The sequence below is a fragment of the Candidatus Methylopumilus planktonicus genome (genome assembly GCF_006364715.1).
Classification (GTDB): Bacteria; Pseudomonadota; Gammaproteobacteria; order Burkholderiales; family Methylophilaceae; genus Methylopumilus; species Methylopumilus planktonicus_A.
Genome location: NZ_CP040984.1, coordinates 291471 through 313793, shown reverse-complemented (window position 1 = coordinate 313793; position 22323 = coordinate 291471). Strand labels below are relative to the sequence as shown.

Below are 22323 nucleotides of genomic sequence, written 5' to 3'. Positions count from 1 at the left end.
TTCAGCAAAATTCCATGTTTAGAAAAACAATCTCACCGCTATGGCTAGTGTTTTTTCTTCTTCCTCAGCTATCGTCAGCTGAAGATTTGACGACGCAAAAGCAATCCTCGGAAATCTCTGAAGGCTCAATTGAGATTGAAGGTGATAGCCTTGAAACTCTGCTTGATAGAAAGATGAAGGCTAAAGGTAATGCCATTCTCAAAAAAGGGAATAAAACGATTAAAGCCGAGGTGATTGAATATGATGAAATTTCAGAAAAAATCATTACATCAGGCATTACAAATATTGCTTTAGAAAATATGTCTCTAAGAGGCTCAAAACTCAGCCTTAAATTAAGCGATGAAACTGGGCAAATGGATGATGCTTCATTTAATTTTACGCCAGATAAAAAACAAGAAAAATCCTCAATTAGAAAAGGTGTTGTTGTTACTGAGAGATCCTATGACTTTCGGGGTGACGCCAAAGCTATCTTTTTTGAAGGTGAAAACAAAAAACGCCTGCAATCAGCTAGGATTACAACCTGCGAAGCCGATTCAAATGACTGGTATTTAAAATCTAGCGATATGCAAGTGGATTCCAAAACAGATAGTATAAATGCATCTCATGCCGTTGTTGAATTTAAAGGTCTCCCTGTTTTATATACGCCCTATATTAATTTTTCTTTAAATAAAAATAGAAAATCTGGGTTTCTATCCTCGACCTTTGGAACGACAACAAAAAGTGGTTTTGATTTCCAAATTCCTTATTACTTTAATATTTCCCCTAATATGGACGCGACTTTAACCGCAAGATATTTAGGCAAAAGAGGTCCTTTAGCTGATGGAGAATTCCGGTATTTAGAAGAGAATTATTCTGGAAGAAACCATGTTCAGTTTATGAGTCATGACGAATCTAGTGGTCAAGATAATCGGTATTCTCTAAGTTTAAAACATAGGCACAAATTTGGTAATGGCTGGTCAGGATATTATGACTTTCAAAAAGTATCTGATGATAATTACTTTTCTGATTTAGCAACCATGATTACAACGACGAGTGTTGTCAACTTGCCTCAAAGAGCAGGTATTGATTATTCGGGTGATATATGGAAACTTAACTTTCTAACTGAGAAATTCCAAACATTATTAACTGACAGTTCTAGATCTCCATATCAAAGATTGCCCCAACTGAAAATTTCCGCTAAAAAAGAATATGAAAGCTTTACTCTTGACCTAAAGTCTCAATGGACTTATTTTGATAGAGACAACAAATTTACATTTCAAGATGATTTAGGCGTCACAGGAAGTCGTTTTAGTATAACACCAAGCGTTACTATTCCCCTTACTGAAACTTATGGCTTCATAAAACCAAAAATTTCAACTAACATTCGATCTTATAATCTGAATAATTTAAATGGCTCAACCCTTTCCGAAAGTAAAGATATTGTAACCCCGATTTTTTCAGTTGATAGCGGTATGTATTTTGACCGATCTATTAATCTCTTCAATCAAAAACATACAAATACTTTGGAACCCAGGTTATTTTATGTGAATATCCCCTACAAAAATCAGTCTACCTTGCCTTTGTTTGACACGGGCCTTTCCGATTTAAATATGCTAACACTCTTTAGTGAAAACCAATTTAACGGTCAAGATAGAATTAATGATGCAAATCAACTTACGGCAGCCTTGACTTCAAAGCTTATCGATAGCAATGGCACAGAAAGGCTATCTGGGGTGATTGCACAAAGATTTTATTTTGAAGAGCGAAAAATTTTTGGCAGTAATATTAATGCAAAAAAAACAAATTCAGATTTATTTTTAGGGGCCGCTGCAAAATTTACAAATTCATTAAATATCGATGGGATGATTCAATATGATCCTTCAGATACAAAGATTCTAAGAAGCACTTTTGCCTCTAGATACAATCCTGAACCAGGTAAGATGCTTAACTTAAGTTATCGAATGATTGATAACATCATTTCAGGAAGAGATGATCTAGAAACTATTAATTTAGCAGGCCAGTGGCCATTAGGCAACCGCTTTTATTCAATAGGAAGATTTAATTACGACTTAAAAACATCACAACCTATTGAAGTACTCGGAGGTCTCGAATATGATGGTGGCTGTTGGGTTGCTAGAACAGTTTTCGACAGATTATCTTTGCCAACAAGCCCTGTTCCGAATTACACGCTTTTCATGCAGATCGAACTGAATGGTCTTGGCGCTATCGGTTCAGATCCAAATAAACTTAATTACTTATTAAATAGGAATGTTCCGGGTGTTAGGACTGTGAATGAAATTCCCGATGTTAATCGTCAGGCAAACTTTAACTAATCTTAAGATGCAACTTAAAAAATTAATATCTTTTTTCCAAATAGCTTTCATCCTTTTAGCCATGACAATTAGCTCTTATGGTTATTCAAAAACAGAAAGTAGCATTCAAAAACTAGACCGAATTATCGCTGTAGTTGATCAAGATGTTATTACCGAAAAAGAATTACAAGAAAAAATCAATTCAGTGATTAGCAACTTAAAAAATCAGAAAATTGAAATTCCTTCTGAAAGTGTTTTAAGAAAACAAGTAATGGAAAGATTAATTGCTAACAGCATTCAGATCCAACTTGCTCTTCAAACTGGGCTAAAAATAAACGACGCCCAGATTGATAAAACTATTGAGCGTATTGCAGAAAAAAATAAGCTTAATGTGGTTGATTTTAAAAAAACGCTAGAAAAAGATGGTACTATTTTTTATAAATTTAGAGAAGAAATTAGAAATGAAATCACTATTGCGCAATTAAAAGAACGTGAAGTTGATAGCAAAATTATTATTACAGATGGTGAAATTGATAATTTCTTAAATGCTCAATCAAAAGAAATTCAGGATGAATATGAGGTCGCCCATATTCTTATTCGCGTGCCTGAGGATGTTTCCCCCGAAAAGCTTGAAAAACTAAAGAATAAGGCGGAAGAAGCTTCTAGACAAATTCAATCAGGTAAGAATTTTACGCAAGTCTCTGCAGCATTTTCAGAAACACCTAATGCACTTGAGGGGGGCAATCTGGGTTGGAAAAAAGCTTCAGATTTACCCACATTATTTGTGGATGCTCTTAAAAAAATAGAAGTGGGTTCGCTTACTGCAATTTTAAGAAGTCCTAATGGCTTTCATATCCTTAAATTAATTAATAAAAAAGGATCGAGCGCTTCTCTTTTTGTAGAGCAAACACATGTAAGGCATATTTTAATTAAGCTTTCTGAAGTTACCTCTGAAAATGAGGGCCGTCAAAAATTGATAGGTATTAAAGAGCGATTAGAAAATGGTATAAAGTTTGAGGATATGGCAAAGCAATATTCGGAAGACCCTTCGTCAAACAATGGTGGTGATTTAGGCTGGATCAATCCGGGGGATACTGTGCCTGAATTCGAAAAAACAATGAAACAACTTAATATTAATCAAATCAGCGACCCTATTAAAACACCATTTGGATGGCATCTCATTCAGGTCCTTGAAAAAAGATCTCAAGATATGTCGAGAGAAACAGTTCGCATTCAAGCGAGACAACAAATCAAAATGCGAAAATCTGAAGAGGCTTACCAGGATTGGTTGCAAGAATTAAGAGACCGCTCTTTTGTAGAGCTTCGCTTAGAAGACAACTTTTAATTTAATATCTTGACTGCTTTTAAGCCACATATCGTCATAAGCTCAGGCGAGCCTGCAGGCATTGGGCTTGATCTTTGCGTTCTTCTTAGCACAAAAAAATTTCCTGCATTTATTACAGTGGTTGGCGATAAGAATGCGTTAGCTGATAGAGCTGCCCAACTCAATAAATCGATTACATTTTATGAGAATACTTCTATAGAGCATAAGGGCGATCATTCACTTTCCATACATCATATTCCTGCTTGCGAAAACATTCAGACAGGGCTTCTTAATCCTAAAAATAATCAATATGTTATTGATGTCCTAAACTTTGCATTAGATGGCTGCTTAAATAAATCTTTTGATGCGCTTGTCACAGCTCCTATTCATAAAAGCATCATCAATGAAAGCCAGCCTTTTACAGGCCATACTGAATATATTGCACATTATACTGATACCAAAAATGAAGTTATGATGCTAACTTCTAAAACTATGAAAGTTGCACTTGTGACAACACATGTGCCGCTATCACAAGTGAGTCGCTTGATCACATCAGAAAAACTCGAGCAAACACTAAGAACAATTTATCGCGATTTGATTCATCGATTTAAAATAAATAGCCCTAAAATTTTTGTTGCAGGTCTTAATCCGCATGCAGGGGAAAATGGCATTTTAGGTTTAGAAGAAATTAATATTCTCACGCCAGTCATCAACAAATTAAAATTGGAAGGGATGTTGATTGAGGGTCCCCTCCCAGCAGATACGCTTTTCACAGAAAAGTATATCCAAAAGGCTGACTGCTTTTTGGCAATGTACCATGACCAAGGTCTCGCAGTTTTTAAACATGCTAATTTTGGCTTAGGTGTTAATGTTACCCTTGGCCTTCCCATTATTAGAACCTCAGTAGACCACGGAACCGCTATCGATTTAGCTGGACTAGGCAACATAGATTCAAATAGCTTTTGTAGTGCGATTGATTTAGCAATCGATTTGGCTCAAAAATCTCACGTATGAAATATATTGCTAAGAAAAAATTTGGGCAAAATTTTCTCAAAGATGCGTCGATTATTCATTCAATCATTCAATCAATCAACCCTCTTCTAGATGACGCTCTTATTGAAATAGGCCCTGGCCTTGGGGCGCTTACAAAACCACTTCTCGAGAAATCTAATCATCTGTTAGCCATTGAACTTGATCGAGATATTGTAAGTTGGATGGAAAAAGAATACCCAAAAAAAAAAATTACCATATTCAATGAGGATGTTCTAAATTTTAACTTTCATCAGTTCGACCAAAAAGTAAGAGTTGTAGGTAATTTACCTTACAACATTTCAACGCCTGTCCTATTTAAATGTATTGAAAATATTGTAATTATTAAAGATCTGCATTTTATGTTACAAAAAGAAGTAGTAGATCGTATGATTGCCACACCTTCGTCTTCCGATTACGGGAGACTATCAGTGATGCTTCAATATTATTTTTCAATGGAGCATTTGGTTCATGTGCCGAAAGAGGCATTCGATCCGGAGCCTAAAGTTGAATCATCTTTCGTAAGGCTCATTCCTTACGAGCAATACCCTTTTATAGCTAACAATATCAATCAGTTTGGGAAGATTGTTAAGGAAGCTTTTTCCCAAAGAAGAAAGACTATTCGCAATACACTTAAATCCTTTATTAACGAAAATGACTTTGAGAAAATAGGTATCAATCCGCAGTTAAGAGCCGAAAATTTATCAGTATCAGATTTCGTAAAAATTTCAAATTATCTGGATTAATTTATACAGGCTAATAGGCATGTGAAATCTACATCGGCTGATATAATTAAGACTTAAGGAGAGATACATGAGAATTATTCTACTAGGAGCGCCGGGTGCCGGCAAGGGCACACAAGCCCAGATACTTAAAGACAAATTTAATATCCCCCAAATATCTACTGGCGACATGCTTCGTTCTGCTATTAAAGCAAACACAAAATTAGGTCTTGAAGCCAAACAATTTATGGATAGTGGCGCACTTGTTCCAGATCAACTTATTATTGAATTAGTTAAAGAGCGGATACAAGATAGCGATTGTAAACAAGGCTTCTTGTTAGATGGCTTTCCTAGAACTATTCCTCAAGCCGAAGCAATGAAACAGGCTTCCATTAGGATTGATATAGTCATTGAAATTGATGTGCCAGATAATATTATTGTAGATAGGTTAAGCGGCCGAAGGACGCATATTGCTTCAGGTCGCATTTATCATATTCTTAATAATCCCCCTAAAATTCAAGATCAGGATGACATCACAGGTGAGCCTCTTATTCAGAGAGATGATGATAAAAAAGAAACCATTCTAAAACGTCTTGATGTTTATCACAGCCAAACGAAGCCACTTGTTGATTATTATTCAAAATGGGCAGCAACTGAAAATCAAGAGCTTCGCTATATTAAGATTAACGGCTTCGGTGATGTTATAGATATCCAAAAAACAATTTTTGATCAAATTAATTAGTACATGCAATCCAACTACCCTTTTAAAAGTATTGAAGAAAAAGTTCGATCTTATTGGGATAAGGAGCTTACATTTTCTGTTTCAGAAGACTCTAAAAAACCAAAATATTATTGTCTTTCTATGTTCCCTTATCCAAGCGGAAAACTTCATATGGGGCACGTTAGAAATTACACGATCGGCGATGTATTAAGTCGCTTTCATCGCATGCTTGGTTTTAATGTATTACAGCCGATGGGCTGGGATGCTTTTGGTTTGCCTGCTGAGAATGCGGCATTACAAAATAAATCTGCTCCTGCTGCTTGGACCTATAGCAATATTGATTACATGAAGCACCAATTAAAACAACTGGGCCTTGCTATTGACTGGAAAAGAGAAATTGCAACATGTCGACCAGAATATTACAAATGGGAGCAATGGTTATTTACTGAACTCTTTAAAAAGAAATTAATTTACAAAAAAATTTCTACAGTTAATTGGGATCCAGTTGATCAAACTGTCCTTGCTAATGAACAAGTAATTGATGGAAAAGGATGGCGATCTGGCGCTGTTGTTGAGAAAAAAGAAATTCCTCAATATTTTATGAAAATTACTGAATACGCAGATGAGCTTTTAAGGGATTTAGATGGTCTTGAAGGCTGGCCAGAGCAAGTCAAAACCATGCAAAGAAATTGGATTGGTAAAAGTTATGGCTGTGAAATTGAATTTTCTATTAAAGATCATGCTGATCACATTAAAATCTATACTACCCGACCAGACACACTTTTAGGTGTGACTTACTTAGCTATTGCAGCAGAACATCCCCTTGCTTCATTAATTAAAAAAAATAATCCTACAATTGAAGCATTCATTAACGAATGTTCAAGAGGCGGCGTTGCTGAGGCAGATCTTGCGACTGCAGAAAAAATAGGTATCGACTCTGGGCTTCGAGCTATTCACCCTATCACACAAAAAGAAGTACCGATTTGGATAGCTAATTATGTTCTTATAAGTTATGGCTCAGGAGCAGTCATGGCAGTTCCTGCGCATGATGAAAGAGATTTTCATTTTGCAAAAAAATATAACCTCAACATTGAACAAGTTATTGAGCCGATTGATGCAAAAACAATGAACCTTGAAGAGGCTGCTTACACTGATTATGGGCGGTTAATTAATTCGGGTGAATTTAATGGTTTAGAATTTCAGGAGGCATTTGATGCCATTGTTAATAAACTAACTTCTCTCAATAAAGGTAAAAAAACAACGCAGTTTAGATTACGTGACTGGGGAATTTCAAGGCAGCGTTATTGGGGATGCCCAATACCTATTATTAAATGTCATTCATGTGGCGAAGTACCTGTGCCAGAAAAAGATTTACCCGTAGTGCTGCCTGAGTCCATTGTTATGCATGGTGTTGGATCTCCTATTAAAAAAGATGAATCTTTTTACAAAACAACCTGCCCTTCGTGCGGCAAGCCAGCTGAAAGAGAAACAGATACGATGGATACTTTTGTAGAGTCATCTTGGTACTTTGCTCGCTATCCAAGTTATAACAATCAAAATGTTATGGTGGATGAAAGAAGTAATTACTGGATGCCTGTTGATCAATATATCGGCGGTATTGAGCATGCCATATTACATTTATTATATGCACGCTTTTTTAATAAGATCTTAAGGGACCTTGGCCTCATTAAACATTCAGAGCCATTTAAAAATCTTTTAACACAAGGTATGGTATTAAAAAATGGCACCAAAATGTCAAAATCAAAAGGCAATACTGTAGATCCTCAATCACTTATTGATCAGTTCGGTGCTGATACCGCAAGACTTTTTATTATGTTTGCAGCCCCTCCTGAGCAAAGTTTAGAGTGGTCTGACAGTGGCGTTGAGGGAGCGAATCGCTTTTTAAAGCGGCTTTGGAAAGCTGTTTATGATCATCATGCCAAAGGTAAAATTGCGCCTTATACAGAAGGAGAGCTCACTGCTCAAACAAAAAATTTAAGATTTGAGTTACATCAGACCATACAAAAAATTACAGATGATATTCAAAGAAGACATAGTTTTAATACAGCCATATCTTCTGTGATGGAACTCATGAATACCTTTGCAAAAGTGGAAGGTGAAGATGCTATAACAGTTTCAGTCAAACAAGAAGTGATACAAAATGTTATTTTGTTACTCAATCCTTTTGTGCCTCATATTTGTCATGCCTTATGGGATCATCTTTTTAATACTGCGATCGACCAAGAGGTTTGGCCTAAAGCTGACTCAAGCGCATTAATTAAGAACGAATATGAAATGGTGATTCAAGTCAACGGAAAACTTAGAGGAAATATGCTAGTATCGGCTGATCTTACACAAAAAGATATTGAGCTCATGGCCCTCGAAAATGAGGACGTTAAGCGATTTATAGACCCTGAAAGTAAAGTTAAAAAATTGATATTTGTGCCTAAAAAACTCATTAATATCGTCACAGGATAGATTATGAATTTCATACAAAAAAAACTTATAGCTATATTATTCCTTCTTGTGATTACAAGTTGCGGGTTTCATATGAGAGGCATGACAGAAATATCATTTAAAACAATTAGCCTGGAAGGTAAAGAATTAAGTTTCACAAAAAACCTCAAAAAAATCTTAAATACCAATAAAGTAGCTATTGTTTCCCCGACAGAGAATCCAGAATTAAGAGTTGAGCTTCTTAGCGAAGAAAGTGAAAAAAGAATTCTTTCCTTGAGTGGCCAGGGTCTTGTTCGAGAATTTGAAATTTTTTATAGAGTTCGTTATCGTATTAAAACTAGTGACAGTGAAATTTGGGGCCAAGAAAACATAATAGAAACACGCAAGGACTTTACCTACAGTGATTCAAATCTTATTGGTAAAGAAGAGGAAGAAAGACAGCTTAACGAAGCTATGCGTAATGAAGCCATTACAAATCTATTTAATCAAATTCAAGTTATTAAAAAATAATTAATGGCGGCATTTGATTCGGAAGCGCTTCATAAGGAGCTTCAAAAAAATCAGCTATCAAAATTTTTTCTTTTGGGGGATGAAGCTCTCTCAAGAAAAGAAGCTTTCGACATCCTCCGTCAATTTGCCAAAGAACATTCTTACCTAGAAAAATTGACTTTTACTGTTGATCGCTATTTTAAATGGGATCAATGTGCTTCGTCCCTTTCCGCTCAGGGTTTGTTTTCCCAAAAGCGTATTATTGAAATCGTCATTCCCTCAGGAAAAATAAATGCAGAAAGCGGCGAATCCTTTTATGGGATTCTACAAAATCTTTCTCAAGACGACCTACTAATTGTTCAATTACCCCAAACAGACAGGGAAACTAAGCAGCAGAAATGGTTTAAAGAGCTCGAAAAAAAATCTTACACGATTAGGCTTGATGAGATTAAGCCGGGTGAACTTCCTTCTTGGTTAAAAAAAAGAGCTTTATTATTATCAATAAACCTAGATGAAGAAAGTATTCAGCTTGTCAGTCAATTTGTTCATGGCAATATGCTTGCTGCAGACCAGGAATTGAATAAATTAGCATTGCTTTTTCCAAACCAATCTATTTCATACGAAAAAGTGTCTCAGTCTATTTCCAATGTATCTCGTTATGATACTTTTGAACTCACTGAATATGTATTAAATGGTGACCAGATAAAAACCTTGTCGACACTCAACTTTTTAAAAGAAGAGGGGCAAAATCCAATTAACATAACAAGCTCTCTTTCTTGGGTATTAAAACCTATGCTTGAAATAAAAGAGCTTGATTTTAGAGGTCAATCTTTAGAAAACTATCTTACAAAATCAAGAATATTTGGAGATAAGCTTACTTACGTTAAAAAATCGCTATCTTTTTTTTCAGTTAAGCATTTAAGGGCAGCTACTCAAAAGTTATCTGAAATTGATAAAATATCGAAAGGTGTTTCCCCAGGCGACGCCTGGTTAGAAACAGTGAGACTTTGTATGGGGCTTGCAAAAATAGCATCTCGAAGTCGAAAAATTTGATCCTATACAAGGTAATTTCTTAGCGCGTATAATTCATCCATGACAAACACTAATCAATATCTTAAAAATATCGGTCTAGAGGCAAAAAAAGCTTCGCTCCTGATGGCTAAAGTATCAACTCAACAAAAAAATGATGCTTTGACTTTTCTCATTGAGCTTTTAAATTCAAAAGCCGCAACCATTTTAAAAGCCAATGAAAAGGACGTACAGGCGGCGAAAAAAAATAAATTAGATCGTGCTTCTATCGATCGCCTAATCATTTCGAGTAAAACCATTGATTCAATGATTAAAGGCATACAAGACATTGTCGATCTGAGAGATCCTATTGGTGAAATTATGCATTTGAATGCACGTCCATCAGGTATTCAAGTCGGTCAAATGCGTGTTGCTCTTGGCGTGATAGGTATGATTTATGAATCTCGTCCTAATGTCACTATTGATGCGGCGAGTTTATCTATTAAGTCAGGAAATGCCATTATATTAAGAGGGGGTAGTGAATCTATTCATTCTAATATTGCTTTAAGCGGCCTTATTCATGAGGCGCTTAAAAAATCTGGTCTTTCTATTCAAGCTGTTCAGGTAATCGACTCTACGGATAGATCTATAGTCAAAGGCATGATTAAGCTTAATGATTACATTGATGTCATCATCCCAAGAGGCGGTAAAAGCTTAACTAAAATGATTAGTGATGAAGCAACTGTTCCTGTTATTAAACATTTAGATGGAAATTGTCACGTCTATGTGGATAAAGATGCGGACTTAAATAAGACGCTCAAAATTATTGAGAATTCTAAAACTCAGAGATTGGGTACATGCAATACCACTGAATCACTTTTAATTTCGAAGCATATTGCACGCGATTTCTTGCCTAAAATTGTGAAAATGCTGCATCAACATAAAGTTGAGGTTCGCGGATGCAAGGAAACTTTGAAACTTGTAAAGGGTATTAAAAAAGCAAGTGAGGATGATTTTTATACTGAATATCTCGATGCAATCATTTCATGCAAGATTGTAATTGATATCGATGAAGCTATTCATCATATCAATCAATATTCCTCTCATCACACCGACGCTATAGTTACAGAAAATTATGAGCGTGCGATGCAATTCTTGAAAGAAGTTGATTCAAGCAGTGTTATGGTAAACGCTTCAACTCGATTTGCAGATGGCTTTGAATATGGCCTAGGTGCTGAAATAGGTATTTCAACAAATAAATTACATGTAAGAGGTCCTGTCGGTCTTGAAGGGCTCACTTCGCTAAAATATATTGTATTAGGCAACGGTCATACTCGCAAATAAGGAATGTCTTTGAAGCTTATTGGTGTGTTTGGCGGTACATTTGACCCAATCCATTATGGTCATATTAAATTAGCTCAAGCTTGGAAGAGCTTCGCTTCTTTGTCAAAAGTTCTTTTTATCCCGTCCGGTCTAGCGCCTCATAAAAATATCGTATTAGATAACAAGCATCGCTTAGAAATGCTTAATCTCGCTTTAAAGCCTTATGCAGGATTTTTGACCGATGATCGAGAAATTAAAAAACATCAGAACGATCTTCAGGCCTCTTATACAATTGAAACATTAAAAAGACTTACACAAGAAAAAGACGAAGACCAGGCTTTATGTTTTTTAATGGGAAGTGATGCTTTTCTGAAACTTGAATCCTGGCATTTATGGAATGAGCTTTTTAATTATTGCCATATATTAATTGTTGAGAGACGAGAATCACCAATTAACTCAGATCAATTAACGCCAGATCTAAAAAAAGAATGGAATAAAAGACTTACTCAAAAGATAGAAGATATCGAAACATCAGCTTATGGTTTAATTATGGTGAAACAATTTGAGTATATTGACGTTTCATCATCTCAAATTCGAAACGCAATTCATTTGCATAAGAATCTTTCACAACTCGTGCCTGAAGTAATTGCCGACTACATTAATATAAATCAACTTTATCGTTAAGCTTAGCAATATCAATAAATTTTGATGCCGTGTAAGGATCAAAATTTTTAAGATATGGCACTTCGCCTAAACAAGGTGCCTTAATATTTTCTTTTAAAAAAGATACATTATCATCATAAGCAAGCATATGCTCATCAATACGATTAGCTACCCAGCCAGAGAGTTTTTGTTTTTTATTTAGAATTGATTCAACTGTCAATAAAGCATGATTGATACAGCCCAGCTTTACACCTACAACTAAAATAATGGGTATATTCAGAGCTTCAATCAAATTTGCTGTAGAAAAATTCTCTGTTAACGGCACAGCGTAACCCCCCACCCCTTCCATAAATAGATAATCCATCTTATTTTCAAATGATCGCAAATACTTTTTAATTAGATGGATATCAATTTCTTTTTTATTTTTCTGAAAGCTAATATGAGGTGCGATTGGGGCTTCAAATTGATAAGGATTAACTTCGTTGATATTTATGTCAGCATTGCTCACCTCAGCAATCTTTTTAACATCATCAGATATCATATAACCGTTTTCTATATGGCACCCAGCGGCGACAGGCTTCATTCCGCCCACACAAAATCCCTCTTCAGTCAATTTAGCAATCAAACTACAAGTGATTGCTGTTTTTCCAATATTAGTGTCGGTTCCAGTGATGAAATATGTATACATTATTGCTTCGGATAAAATTTAACGACTGAGGATTCGTCAAGCGACTTGTTTACTTTCCACGCATGTCCGTAAACAACCTCATAACTCGCGGGTAATTTTTTATCGACCCTATAAGTTTCATATGATTTTTCTAGTTGATACAAAAAGCCTTTTCCTGTCATGCCTTTAGCCCTTCCTTCTAGAGCATTGCGAGCACCAATATGCTTGAGATCATACATAATGTCTTTAAATGTACTGTAAGTAAGTGTATAAAGATCCACATCTAATACTGGGTCAGAAAATCCGCAACCCACAAGCGCATCTCCAATATCATGCATATCGATAAATTGATTCACATGGGAGTGCTGGGAAAATGATGCGAGAGAAGCTCTTAATTCATGAAGTGTGCTTGGTCCGAAAGTGCTAAATATAAAAAGGCCGTTGTGCTTTAATATTTTTCCTATCTGAGTAAATACCTGATCTAGATGATTACACCATTGAAGTGATAAATTCGACCAAATCATATCGACACTGCCTTCTGATAAGGGGATAGCTTCCATATCAGCACAGATAAACTGCTGTGAGGTTTTATTTGAAAAAGACTTCAAGAAATGATCTTTATTTTTCTGTTCTGCCTTTTTTAACATGTCATATGCAAAATCCAAATAAATAAGATCACGGGGCTTATAGGTGGCTTTTAAATCAGGGCCTGCATTGCCCGGCCCGCAGCCTAAATCAAGAATTATTTCTGGATTTATTTTGAGTAATTTTAATCTAAGAAACATTTCTCCTAGGACATGCTTCTGAAGCACTGCTGCCTCTTCATAAGAAACCGAAGCTTTATTAAATGCTGCTTGAGCCCTTTTTTTATTAATATGATCTTTAGTCATGATTAGGCTGCTAATAAAAATTGATCCAGGTAATTAAAGAACTCATCCGAATGAGAAAGGAAAGGAATGTGTGATGCACCTTTGATAAGTTTTAGTTGACTTTCTTTCAAGTGACTTTCAAGCCACATAGAGGCAGACTTTGGGGTTAAGCGATCCATATCGCCTGTGATTAAAAGTGTTTGATGTTTAATTTTATTAATATCATTTCGCAAATCATTATTTAATAAGATATCAAGCCCAAGTTGTAATGATTTAATTTCAGGTGGATTTTCTACCGCCTCCATTTCTTTAAGTTTTTTAATAATCAACTTGCTATTTTTCGAATGCATGAGTTGTAGTATGTAAAAATTTATCATGGTCGACTTGTAGTTTTTAAAAAGATTATTAGCAAAATTATTAAAGTCTCTGACATCTACCCCATAACTCCAATCTGTCTGGTTAATAAAACAAGGCGTGCCTCCTACTAAAACCATACGGTGAATTTTTTTGGGGTACATAAGACTCATCTTAATTGCAATAAGACTGCCTAGAGACCAGCCTAAAATATCAAATGAGGGTGGTAAGGCTTTACTTATTTCCTCAGTTACGTGATCTAGATCATAAGGATTAATGACGTGACTTTTTCCCATGCCTGGGATATCTACAAGATGAAGTGTGTATTGGTTTGAAAATCTATCAATAATAGGTTCCCATATGCCGCTATGCATGCCCCAGCCATGAATAAGCACAAGATCTTTTCCTTGGCCTATTTTTTTAATGTGCATCCAAATTGCTTTCAAAATCTATGATATTTTTTGTTAGTTTTTTTACATCTTCGTGTGAATGCAATGCTGAAAATGATATTCTCATTCTTGAAGTGCCTTTTGGCACTGAAGGAGGCCTAATCGCCGGCACATAAATTCCTTTATCTATTAGCCATTTATTTAATCTTAATGCATTAATTTCATTTCCGACAATTACAGGTTGAATAGGTGTTAATGAGTTACCTAAAGACAGCTTCTTTAATTCGATATGACTTCTAAAAGATGCTGCAAGTTCTTTTACATGCGCCCTAGCTTCATGTGCATTTAAAATTTGATTTAATGACTCTTTAAGTCCAAAAGCAAGAAATGCTGGTATGGCAGTTGTGTATATATATTGTTTTGATTTTTGAACTAGGTATTCAATAAGGCTATTTGACGAAGCAACCACAGCGCCATGAATACCGGCAGACTTTCCTAACGTTGCCATATAAATTAGTCTTGATGAATATGGTGTGTTAATTTTTTCTAGATCAGTAAAATGTTGCAGCACACCCTTTCCTTCTTTGCCTAATACGCCAAAACCATGCGCATCATCAATATAAAGATAAGCATCGTAAGCTTCAGATAATTGAATTAAGTGAGGAATATCTGCAATATCGCCATCCATACTAAAAACAGCATCTGTCACAATGATTTTAACTTTTGATTTTGATTCTCGAATTAACTCTTCCAGATGGCTCATATTATTATGTCGGTATCTTTTATGGCTAGCGCGAGAAAGAATTGCGGCATCATTTAATGACGCATGATTTAACTTATCTGAAAAAATAGCGTCATCTTTCCCGGCCAATGCTGAGATGACCCCCATATTTGCCATATAGCCTGATGAAAATAAAAGTGCTCTTTCAAAATAAAGCGCTTCACTAAATGCATTTTCAAATGCTTCATGGAATTCATGATGACCTGAAATGAGATGAGAGGCTCCCATACCATTGCCAGATAAATGAATGCCTTCAATCAATGCATCCTGAATAAATTGATTTTGTGAAAGGCCTAAATAATCATTCGAACAGAAACTTAAATAATTTTGATGATTGAAAAAAAGATTAGACCCCAATCTTCCGCTTAATAATTTTCTTGTTCTAAAAAGATGATTATCTTTTAAGGATTGAAGTTCACGATGAATTTGATCTAGCATCAGAAGTTTATATAGGATGAATACCTAACTTACTAAATAAAGCTTGATCAACTTTTACATCTGGATTGTCAGTTGTTAATAACTTTTCACCATAAAAAATTGAATTAGCACCCGCTAAAAAAGCTAATGACTGAATACCCTCATGCATCGATTGTCTTCCTGCAGATAGTCGAACATAGCTTTTTGGCATCGTAATTCTTGCAACAGCAATCGTCCTCACAAATTCAAAGAGGTCGAGCGGTTCAGTTCCATGCAAAGGCGTACCTTCTACTTGCGTTAATAAATTAATTGGCACACTCTCAGGTTGCTTTTCCATGTTGGCGAGCTGTGCAATTAATCCTGCTCGCTCAGTTCTACTTTCACCCATGCCAACAATTCCACCGCAACATACATTTAGATCAGCTTCTCTAACGCGATCCAATGTATCAAGCCTGTCCTGATATACGCGAGTTGAAATCACATCGCCATAAAATTCAGGCGCAGTATCTAAATTGTGATTGTAATAATCAAGCCCTGCTTCTTTAAGCATGTTAGCTTGTCCATCTTTTAACATGCCAAGAGTGGCGCAAGTTTCAAGTCCCATTTTTTTAACTTCTTGAATCATCTCTAACACGGATTTTAAATCTTTATCCTTGGGACTTCTCCAAGCAGCGCCCATACAAAAACGACTAGCGCCAGCTTCCTTTGCGGCTCTTGCGGCTTTAATCACCTCATCAATAGGCATCATGGCTTCATTCTCCACATTGGTGTCATAGCGGGCAGATTGAGGGCAATAACCACAATCCTCTGAACATCCTCCAGTCTTGATGGACAGCAGCGTGCTTACTTGAACTTTATTGGGATCAAAATTTTCGCGATGAATGCTTTGGGCTTTAAACATAAGGTCGCTGAAAGATAAAGCGTATAAAGCTTCGATTTCAGCAATTGACCAGCGATCTTTTAGCGGCAGTTTTGGTTTTTTAGGTGTTTTTCGTTCAAATTGAATAGGTTGCTGACTTATATTGGGCTGCGATTCAATCATGACAATTCCCTATCTATATGATTTAATTGTAAAAATATCATTAAAAACCAATTGTTAAGATATTTTACTATAATTTGTTACAATTGTATAAAAATTAATCAGTTGTTATATCTTATGTTTTCTATCGCCCTTTTTGAACCTGAAATCCCACCTAATACTGGAAATATAATTAGGCTTTGCGCCAATACAGGCACTCAACTTCATTTAATTGAACCCTTGGGCTTTAGCTTAGATGACAAGCAGCTTGTTCGTGCAGGTCTTGATTATCACGAATACACCTCAGTCAAAACATATCCAAATTTTTCAGCGTTCGAATTGCTTCATAGCGAAAGTCGCATATTTGCCGTCACCACTAAAGGTGGAACGCCCTTCCATGAGGTTTCTTATCAAGAGGGTGATATCTTTTTATTTGGGCCTGAAACCCGAGGCTTGCCTGAGTCGATTCGTAGTCAATTTGATGAAAATAAAAAAATCAGGATCCCCATGACGGAGAGTAGCAGGAGCTTAAATTTATCCAATGCAGCCGCAATTCTTCTCTACGAAGCCTGGCGACAAAATGGATTTAAAGGTGGCGCTTAAACTTAGTGTATTTCTGACTTTTGCTCGCGACCTAATAAATCGATCACAGCTTCCTTAGGCGACTTACTAAAACTTAACACTTGATTCACTTCATGCATAATAGGCATAGAGACATGAAGCGCTTTTGCTCGATTAACAACCTCTTTGGCAGTGTATACACCTTCAGCGACATGACCCAACCCTTTCAAAACTTCATCAATTGTTTGGCCTTTTGCAAGTCTTAAACCTACTTCACGATTTCGTGAGTAGTCTCCAGTGCAAGTCAAAATTAAATCACCCGCACCTGTAAGCCCCATAAAAGTATCTTTTTGACCACCTAAGCTCATCCCAAAACGAGTGATCTCAGCCAAGCCTCGCGTAATTAATGCGGCTCTCGCATTATTGCCAAATCCCATACCATCTGAAATCCCTGCGGCGATAGCAATCACATTTTTAAGAGCACCACCAATAGATACACCAATCACATCCTGACTTGTATAAACGCGTAAGTTATTACCATGAATAATAGAAGCTAAACTCTGCGTAAATGCTTCGTCTGTTGCAGCTAAGGTCAATGCGGTAGGCAGAGATCTCACGAGTTCAGCTGCGAAACTAGGGCCTGATAAAGCACCCCAATGCTGTCCTGTTTTTTTAGGGTCACCTAATTCCTCCATAGCGACTTCATGAGGTAATTTTGCGGTCCCTGCTTCCAAGCCTTTATTGGCCCATATGACAGGGGCTTTATGATTTAAGGATCTTATCTCTTTTAGAATAGCTCTAAAACCTGAGGTGGGCACGACCGACAAAATAAGCTCGGCATCATGAATTGCTTCACGCAAATTATCTTCAAGCATTAATTGATCGTTAAAAGGGAAGTCCCCTAAATAAAGCGGGTTTGATCTTGCTTTACGCATCCCAGAGATATGACCTGCATTTCTAGCCCACAATGTGACTCGATGCTTTTGACTGATTTGCATCGCCAAAGCTGTCCCCCATGCGCCTGCACCCAAGACTGCAATTTTCAATTAATTAAATTCCCCACACTTGAGAGGTTTGAATGTATCCATCAAGATCTTGTTGGTATCGCACTTTAATCCAACCATTGGTGATAAGAGGATCTGAAAGTTCAATGACAACATCTTTTTCGATTGTCGCTATAAGCGCTGATTTAGATTCAGGCTCTTTGTATATGTTTGCTTTATCTACCTTCACAATTACTGTTCTTTTGGATTGTAAATTTTTTGATTCAGCCCAGCTTAAGGTTCCATAAGGATCTCTTACCTTTAGCCAGTCGCCTAAATTCACAATGACTTCTAAGGGATAGCCTTCGCCCACCAAATAAATTCTTTTAGTGGTTGCTGAAGGCGCTTCAAAGAGAATGGTTTTAGGTGATATGACAGATCGAAATTCGGCATAAGCGGGCTGCGATATAACACACACAACCCATACAAAAAAATAACGGAAAAAAAACTTAGTTTTTTGTATCAACCGCATTACCCGCTGCTTGCTGCTTTTGTTGCATATAGAGCATTTCAAAATTAATTGGATTTAAAAGAACAGGCGCAAAACCAGCCTTAATCACTAAGTCTGAAATAGCTTCGCGTGCGTATGGGAATAAAATATTAGGGCAAGTAATCGCGATAATCATCTCAAGATTTTCTTCTGGTATATTTCGCAATGCAAAAATACCTGCTTGTGTCACTTCAATAAGGAAGGCTGTTTTATCAGCAATTTTAGATGTCACGGTAATTTTTAAAGCAACTTCAAAATAACCATCAGCTAGAGGCGTGCCTGAATTACCTAATTCAATTGCAATTTGAGGCGCTTCACGCTGCGTAAATATGTCTGGGGAATTAGGTACTTCAACTGAAACATCTTTAAGAAAAAGTTTTTCGATAGCAAAACCAGGTTGCGCACTTCCGTTTGCCTGAGGGTCAATTTTGACACTTTTTTCTGCCTTAGTTGATTTAGGAGCTGCTTTCTTTTTTTCTGCCATGTTATTTTCCAGTCACGCGACCTTAAAGCCGCTGTTATTTAATTAAACGAATACTGCATTCTATCTTTTTATCGAGAATATTTAAATAAAATAAGGGTTAATCTTTCTAAGAAATCCCAAGAAGTGGATCAAGCTTACCTTCTAAATCTAGAGATCTTAAATCATCAAATCCACCCACATGATAGTCGCCAATATAAATTTGAGGTACTGTGCGACGTCCAGTTTTTTCAATCATCTCTTTTAAAACAGTCGAATCTTCGTCAACGCGTATTTTTTCAATCTGCGTAATACCCTTCTTGGACAAAAGCTTTTCAGCATTTGAGCAATAAGGGCAATAAGCACTGGTATACATCTTGATTGATTTCATAGGGCGCTAATGTTAAGGAGTGTGAAATTCTATGACAAGCATTATAATTCATTAATCTTTAAAGCCACATATACATGTCTTCTATTATGTTAAAAAAACCTGTGTTACTAATTATCTTGGATGGCTTTGGTCATCGAGATGACGAAGATCATAATGCAATTAAAAATGCAAAGATGCCTCACTGGAATCGTTTGTGGGATAAATATGCACATAGCTTTATTAATGCTTCTGAAGAATTTGTGGGCTTACCTAAAGGACAAATGGGCAATTCAGAAGTCGGCCATCTAAATATAGGTGCTGGCCGAATTGTTCAGCAAGATCTTGAGAGAATTAACACAAGCATTACGTCAGGTGATTTTTTTAAAACCCCATCTCTTATTAGCGCATTTAAATCACTTAAAGCAAATGGCAAGGCTTTACATCTTTTAGGTCTTTTTTCTGATGGTGGCGTCCATAGCCATTTAGATCATTTCTATGCCATGCTCAAAATAGCAAAGCAATGTGAGTTGAAAAATGTTTATATTCACCCTTTTTTAGATGGTCGAGACACACCCCCTAAAAGTGCTTTGCATTTCATCGAACAACTCGAATCTCATTTAAAAGATATAGGTGTTGGAAAAATTGCCTCTATATCAGGTCGATACTATGCAATGGACCGCGATAAACGTTGGCCACGTGTTGAATTAGCGTATAACGCATTAACGCTTGGGTCTCCTATCCACTCAAAGAATGCAGCAGATGCGATTCATGAAGGATACGAAAGAAATGAAACGGATGAGTTTATTAAACCTACATCCATTCATGATGAGAATGAAAAAGCTATTACTATTCAAGATAACGATGCGGTCGTCTTCATGAATTATCGATCCGATCGTGCACGACAAATTACTGACGCACTTTTACAAGATAACTTCAACGCTTTTGAGCGTCAAAAGAAAATTAAAATCAGCGACTATTTCACTTTGACTCAATACGACCCAAATGACAAAAAATCATCGGTTATCTTTAAACAAATATCTGTGAATAATTCATTTGGTGAATACATTTCAAAATTAGGCTTAAAACAATTGCGAATTGCGGAAACAGAAAAATATCCACACGTTACTTTTTTCTTTAATGGTGGCAATGAAACTGTTTATGAAGGGGAGGATCGTATTCTTGTGCCATCACCACAGGTAGCAACTTATGATTTGCAACCTGAAATGAGTGCGTTTGAGGTTGCACAAAAATTAGGGTATGCCATTCAAAGTAAAAAATATCACGCCATCATATGTAATTTTGCGAATGCTGATATGGTAGGCCACACAGGTAATCTTAATGCTGCAATTAAAGCGATGGAAGTGCTCGACACATGCATTGGTAAAGTGGTAATTGCTATGGAATCTATAGGTGGTGAAGTCATTATTACAGCAGACCACGGAAATGCAGAACTCATGGAAGATTATGAAAATAAACAAGTCCATACCCAACATACTACAAATGTGGTGCCTTTTCTATATATTGGTAGAAAAGCTACGATTAAACCCAACGGAAGACTGTCTGATATTGCCCCCACCCTGCTCCATCTCATGGGTGAAAAACAACCATCCGAGATGACAGGACAAAACTTAATCCAATTGAATGATTAAAGTAAAAAATATTTCATTAAATTTTTTAGTTCAATGCATTTTCATATCGCTTTTATTTTTATCTAATGGAGCTTTATCTGCAACTAAAGCTGATTCAGCCAAAGAAAACTTGAATGCCGTTCATGAAAAAATTGACCAACTTAAAAAAGAATTGAGTGGAACACAAAAAGCACAAGAAGATGCGACCGATCAATTAAAAAAAAGTGAAAAACAAATTAGTGATACGAATCGCTCGCTTTATGAAATATCAGTTCAACAGAAGAAAAATTACACTAAGCTTCAAGAGCTTAAATCACAATCTGACACAGTAGAATCTCAAGTTGATCTCCAGCGAAAAATGTTGGGTGAACAAATCTATCAGCAATATCTTCATGGCGACCCTGGCTATCTACAAATGATTATCCAATCTGAAAATCCGAGTGTGGTCGCAAGAAATATTCAATACTACTCATATGTGGCGAAGGCTCGGGCTAAAAGTATTTATCAAATGCAAGGTAACTTAAAAAAAATTGAAGCTTATAGTGCTGAAACTGCACAAAAGCTTAAGGAGATTGCAGGCTTAAAACAAAAAGAAGAAGTAAAGAAAACTGAACTCGAATCTCACAAGAAAGATCGCGCTAAACTTATTGCAACCTTGTCTTCAAAAATTAATCAGCAACGCAATGAAATTCAAAAATTAGTACGAGATGAAAAAAGATTAACAGACCTTGTTGATCGCTTAGCAAGATTACCTTCAGCGCCTGTTCCTTCAAAACGAGAAGAAAAGCCATCTTCAAAAACACCTATTGTGCGTAATGAGAGCATCCCTACAGAAACATTTTCAGGTCAAAAATTTGAAACATTACGTGGTAAATTAAGCTTGCCTGTTAAGGGAGATGTAATTAATCGATTCGGTTCACCGCGTGAAGATACTGGCTTATCCTGGAAAGGTTTATTTATCAAATCGAATGAAGGTAATGAAGTTAAATCTATTGCCACGGGCCGTATTGTCTTTGCAGATTGGCTTCGCGGCTTTGGTAATCTTATTATTGTGGATCATGGCGAAGGCTATATGAGCCTATATGGCAACAATCAATCGACGATTAAAAAAACAGGTGAAATTGTACGTGGTGGCGATGTGATTGCTTTAGTAGGCAATACAGGTGGCAATGAATCAAATGGTCTTTACTTTGAATTAAGAAAACTCAGTAAACCTTTTGACCCCCTTGCCTGGACTTCAATTAAATAA

22 protein-coding genes are annotated in these 22323 nt (G+C 36.3%); 13 read left to right on the top strand and 9 right to left on the bottom strand.

Annotated features, from left to right (window positions below):
• Positions 1-14 precede the first annotated feature (14 nt).
• From FIT63_RS01745 to nadD, 10 genes are all read left to right on the top strand, one after another.
• Positions 15-2312, top strand: a complete 2298-nt coding sequence (locus tag FIT63_RS01745; RefSeq protein WP_140006298.1) for an LPS-assembly protein LptD — start codon at positions 15-17, stop codon at positions 2310-2312.
• Between the two features lie 7 nt (positions 2313-2319).
• On the top strand, positions 2320-3636 hold the full coding sequence (locus tag FIT63_RS01740; RefSeq protein WP_140006297.1) for a peptidylprolyl isomerase: 1317 nt from the start codon (positions 2320-2322) through the stop codon (positions 3634-3636).
• Between the two features lie 9 nt (positions 3637-3645).
• Positions 3646-4629, top strand: coding sequence for a 4-hydroxythreonine-4-phosphate dehydrogenase PdxA (pdxA, locus tag FIT63_RS01735; protein WP_140006296.1), 984 nt, complete (start codon positions 3646-3648; stop codon positions 4627-4629).
• Entirely contained in the window at positions 4626-5390 is a 765-nt protein-coding gene (gene rsmA / locus FIT63_RS01730) for a 16S rRNA (adenine(1518)-N(6)/adenine(1519)-N(6))-dimethyltransferase RsmA (RefSeq protein WP_140006295.1), read from the top strand. The genes pdxA and rsmA overlap by 4 nt, the downstream gene beginning before the upstream one ends.
• 67 nt (positions 5391-5457) lie before the next feature.
• Positions 5458-6108 carry an adenylate kinase gene (gene adk / locus FIT63_RS01725; RefSeq protein ID WP_140006294.1) on the top strand — a complete coding sequence of 217 codons (651 nt, stop codon included), beginning with the start codon at positions 5458-5460 and terminating at the stop codon, positions 6106-6108.
• Positions 6109-6111: 3 nt separating this feature from the next.
• Entirely contained in the window at positions 6112-8565 is a 2454-nt protein-coding gene (gene leuS / locus FIT63_RS01720) for a leucine--tRNA ligase (RefSeq protein WP_140006293.1), read from the top strand.
• Positions 8566-8568: 3 nt separating this feature from the next.
• Entirely contained in the window at positions 8569-9054 is a 486-nt protein-coding gene (locus FIT63_RS01715) for an LPS-assembly lipoprotein LptE (RefSeq protein ID WP_140006292.1), read from the top strand.
• Positions 9055-9057: 3 nt separating this feature from the next.
• Complete coding sequence (holA, locus tag FIT63_RS01710; RefSeq protein ID WP_140006291.1) at positions 9058-10086, top strand: DNA polymerase III subunit delta; 1029 nt, start codon at positions 9058-9060, stop codon at positions 10084-10086.
• A gap of 39 nt (positions 10087-10125) precedes the next feature.
• On the top strand, positions 10126-11385 hold the full coding sequence (locus tag FIT63_RS01705; protein WP_140006290.1) for a glutamate-5-semialdehyde dehydrogenase: 1260 nt from the start codon (positions 10126-10128) through the stop codon (positions 11383-11385).
• 9 nt (positions 11386-11394) lie between these two features.
• Positions 11395-12048: a nicotinate-nucleotide adenylyltransferase gene (gene nadD / locus FIT63_RS01700; RefSeq protein WP_189342317.1), complete on the top strand. Its 654-nt coding sequence runs from the start codon at positions 11395-11397 to the stop codon at positions 12046-12048.
• On the opposite strand, the gene bioD is transcribed toward nadD, so the two are convergent.
• From bioD to bioB, 5 genes are read right to left on the bottom strand one after another with little or no spacing between them, the layout of a single operon-like run.
• A complete protein-coding gene (gene bioD, locus FIT63_RS01695; RefSeq protein WP_140006288.1) occupies positions 12023-12715 on the bottom strand; it encodes a dethiobiotin synthase in 693 nt (230 codons plus the stop codon). The two genes, nadD and bioD, sit on opposite strands and share 26 nt — an antisense overlap.
• Positions 12715-13584: a malonyl-ACP O-methyltransferase BioC gene (bioC, locus tag FIT63_RS01690; RefSeq protein WP_140006287.1), complete on the bottom strand. Its 870-nt coding sequence runs from the start codon at positions 13582-13584 to the stop codon at positions 12715-12717. The genes bioD and bioC overlap by 1 nt, the downstream gene beginning before the upstream one ends.
• A gap of 2 nt (positions 13585-13586) precedes the next feature.
• Complete coding sequence (bioH, locus tag FIT63_RS01685) at positions 13587-14348, bottom strand: pimeloyl-ACP methyl ester esterase BioH (RefSeq protein ID WP_140006286.1); 762 nt, start codon at positions 14346-14348, stop codon at positions 13587-13589.
• Positions 14338-15525: an aminotransferase class I/II-fold pyridoxal phosphate-dependent enzyme gene (locus tag FIT63_RS01680; protein WP_140006285.1), complete on the bottom strand. Its 1188-nt coding sequence runs from the start codon at positions 15523-15525 to the stop codon at positions 14338-14340. The genes bioH and FIT63_RS01680 overlap by 11 nt, the downstream gene beginning before the upstream one ends.
• 7 nt (positions 15526-15532) lie before the next feature.
• Positions 15533-16546 carry a biotin synthase BioB gene (gene bioB / locus FIT63_RS01675; RefSeq protein WP_140006284.1) on the bottom strand — a complete coding sequence of 338 codons (1014 nt, stop codon included), beginning with the start codon at positions 16544-16546 and terminating at the stop codon, positions 15533-15535.
• 114 nt (positions 16547-16660) lie between these two features.
• Between bioB and trmL the strand changes: the two genes are divergently transcribed.
• Positions 16661-17125 carry a tRNA (uridine(34)/cytosine(34)/5-carboxymethylaminomethyluridine(34)-2'-O)-methyltransferase TrmL gene (gene trmL / locus FIT63_RS01670; RefSeq protein ID WP_140006283.1) on the top strand — a complete coding sequence of 155 codons (465 nt, stop codon included), beginning with the start codon at positions 16661-16663 and terminating at the stop codon, positions 17123-17125.
• Between the two features lie 2 nt (positions 17126-17127).
• Here the strand turns inward: trmL and FIT63_RS01665 are convergent, their stop codons facing one another.
• The 4 genes from FIT63_RS01665 to grxC all read right to left on the bottom strand — a co-directional run bounded on the left by FIT63_RS01665 (position 17128) and on the right by grxC (position 19467).
• Entirely contained in the window at positions 17128-18129 is a 1002-nt protein-coding gene (locus tag FIT63_RS01665; protein WP_140006282.1) for an NAD(P)H-dependent glycerol-3-phosphate dehydrogenase, read from the bottom strand.
• Between the two features lie 4 nt (positions 18130-18133).
• The gene (locus FIT63_RS01660; RefSeq protein WP_189342315.1) at positions 18134-18544 is read right to left on the bottom strand and encodes an SH3 domain-containing protein; all 411 of its coding nucleotides are present in this window, start codon (positions 18542-18544) and stop codon (positions 18134-18136) included.
• A gap of 31 nt (positions 18545-18575) precedes the next feature.
• Entirely contained in the window at positions 18576-19100 is a 525-nt protein-coding gene (gene secB / locus FIT63_RS01655) for a protein-export chaperone SecB (protein WP_140006280.1), read from the bottom strand.
• Positions 19101-19206: 106 nt separating this feature from the next.
• Positions 19207-19467 (bottom strand): glutaredoxin 3, encoded by a 261-nt coding sequence (gene grxC, locus FIT63_RS01650; protein ID WP_140006279.1) that lies wholly within the window; start codon positions 19465-19467, stop codon positions 19207-19209.
• An 86-nt stretch (positions 19468-19553) separates the two neighbouring features.
• On the opposite strand from grxC, the gene gpmI reads away from it, so the two are divergent.
• Positions 19554-21095: a 2,3-bisphosphoglycerate-independent phosphoglycerate mutase gene (gpmI, locus tag FIT63_RS01645; RefSeq protein WP_140007141.1), complete on the top strand. Its 1542-nt coding sequence runs from the start codon at positions 19554-19556 to the stop codon at positions 21093-21095.
• Positions 21088-22323: a murein hydrolase activator EnvC family protein gene (locus FIT63_RS01640; protein ID WP_140006278.1), complete on the top strand. Its 1236-nt coding sequence runs from the start codon at positions 21088-21090 to the stop codon at positions 22321-22323. Before gpmI ends, FIT63_RS01640 begins: the two co-directional genes overlap by 8 nt.

Bases quoted from the DNA above. Each gene is read 5' to 3' on its own strand.
- bioC (WP_140006287.1), bottom strand. From the start codon at position 13,584: ATGACTAAAGATCATATTAATAAAAAAAGGGCTCAAGCAGCATTTAAT.
- FIT63_RS01680 (WP_140006285.1), bottom strand. From the start codon at position 15,525: ATGCTAGATCAAATTCATCGTGAACTTCAATCCTTAAAAGATAATCAT.
- leuS (WP_140006293.1), top strand. From the start codon at position 6,112: ATGCAATCCAACTACCCTTTTAAAAGTATTGAAGAAAAAGTTCGATCT.
- bioD (WP_140006288.1), bottom strand. From the start codon at position 12,715: ATGTATACATATTTCATCACTGGAACCGACACTAATATTGGAAAAACA.
- secB (WP_140006280.1), bottom strand. From the start codon at position 19,100: ATGGCAGAAAAAAAGAAAGCAGCTCCTAAATCAACTAAGGCAGAAAAA.
- gpmI (WP_140007141.1), top strand. From the start codon at position 19,554: ATGTTAAAAAAACCTGTGTTACTAATTATCTTGGATGGCTTTGGTCAT.
- FIT63_RS01640 (WP_140006278.1), top strand. From the start codon at position 21,088: ATGATTAAAGTAAAAAATATTTCATTAAATTTTTTAGTTCAATGCATT.
- FIT63_RS01715 (WP_140006292.1), top strand. From the start codon at position 8,569: ATGAATTTCATACAAAAAAAACTTATAGCTATATTATTCCTTCTTGTG.
- grxC (WP_140006279.1), bottom strand. From the start codon at position 19,467: ATGAAATCAATCAAGATGTATACCAGTGCTTATTGCCCTTATTGCTCA.
- holA (WP_140006291.1), top strand. From the start codon at position 9,058: ATGGCGGCATTTGATTCGGAAGCGCTTCATAAGGAGCTTCAAAAAAAT.
- adk (WP_140006294.1), top strand. From the start codon at position 5,458: ATGAGAATTATTCTACTAGGAGCGCCGGGTGCCGGCAAGGGCACACAA.
- FIT63_RS01745 (WP_140006298.1), top strand. From the start codon at position 15: ATGTTTAGAAAAACAATCTCACCGCTATGGCTAGTGTTTTTTCTTCTT.
- FIT63_RS01740 (WP_140006297.1), top strand. From the start codon at position 2,320: ATGCAACTTAAAAAATTAATATCTTTTTTCCAAATAGCTTTCATCCTT.
- bioH (WP_140006286.1), bottom strand. From the start codon at position 14,348: ATGCACATTAAAAAAATAGGCCAAGGAAAAGATCTTGTGCTTATTCAT.
- rsmA (WP_140006295.1), top strand. From the start codon at position 4,626: ATGAAATATATTGCTAAGAAAAAATTTGGGCAAAATTTTCTCAAAGAT.
- bioB (WP_140006284.1), bottom strand. From the start codon at position 16,546: ATGATTGAATCGCAGCCCAATATAAGTCAGCAACCTATTCAATTTGAA.
- FIT63_RS01705 (WP_140006290.1), top strand. From the start codon at position 10,126: ATGACAAACACTAATCAATATCTTAAAAATATCGGTCTAGAGGCAAAA.
- trmL (WP_140006283.1), top strand. From the start codon at position 16,661: ATGTTTTCTATCGCCCTTTTTGAACCTGAAATCCCACCTAATACTGGA.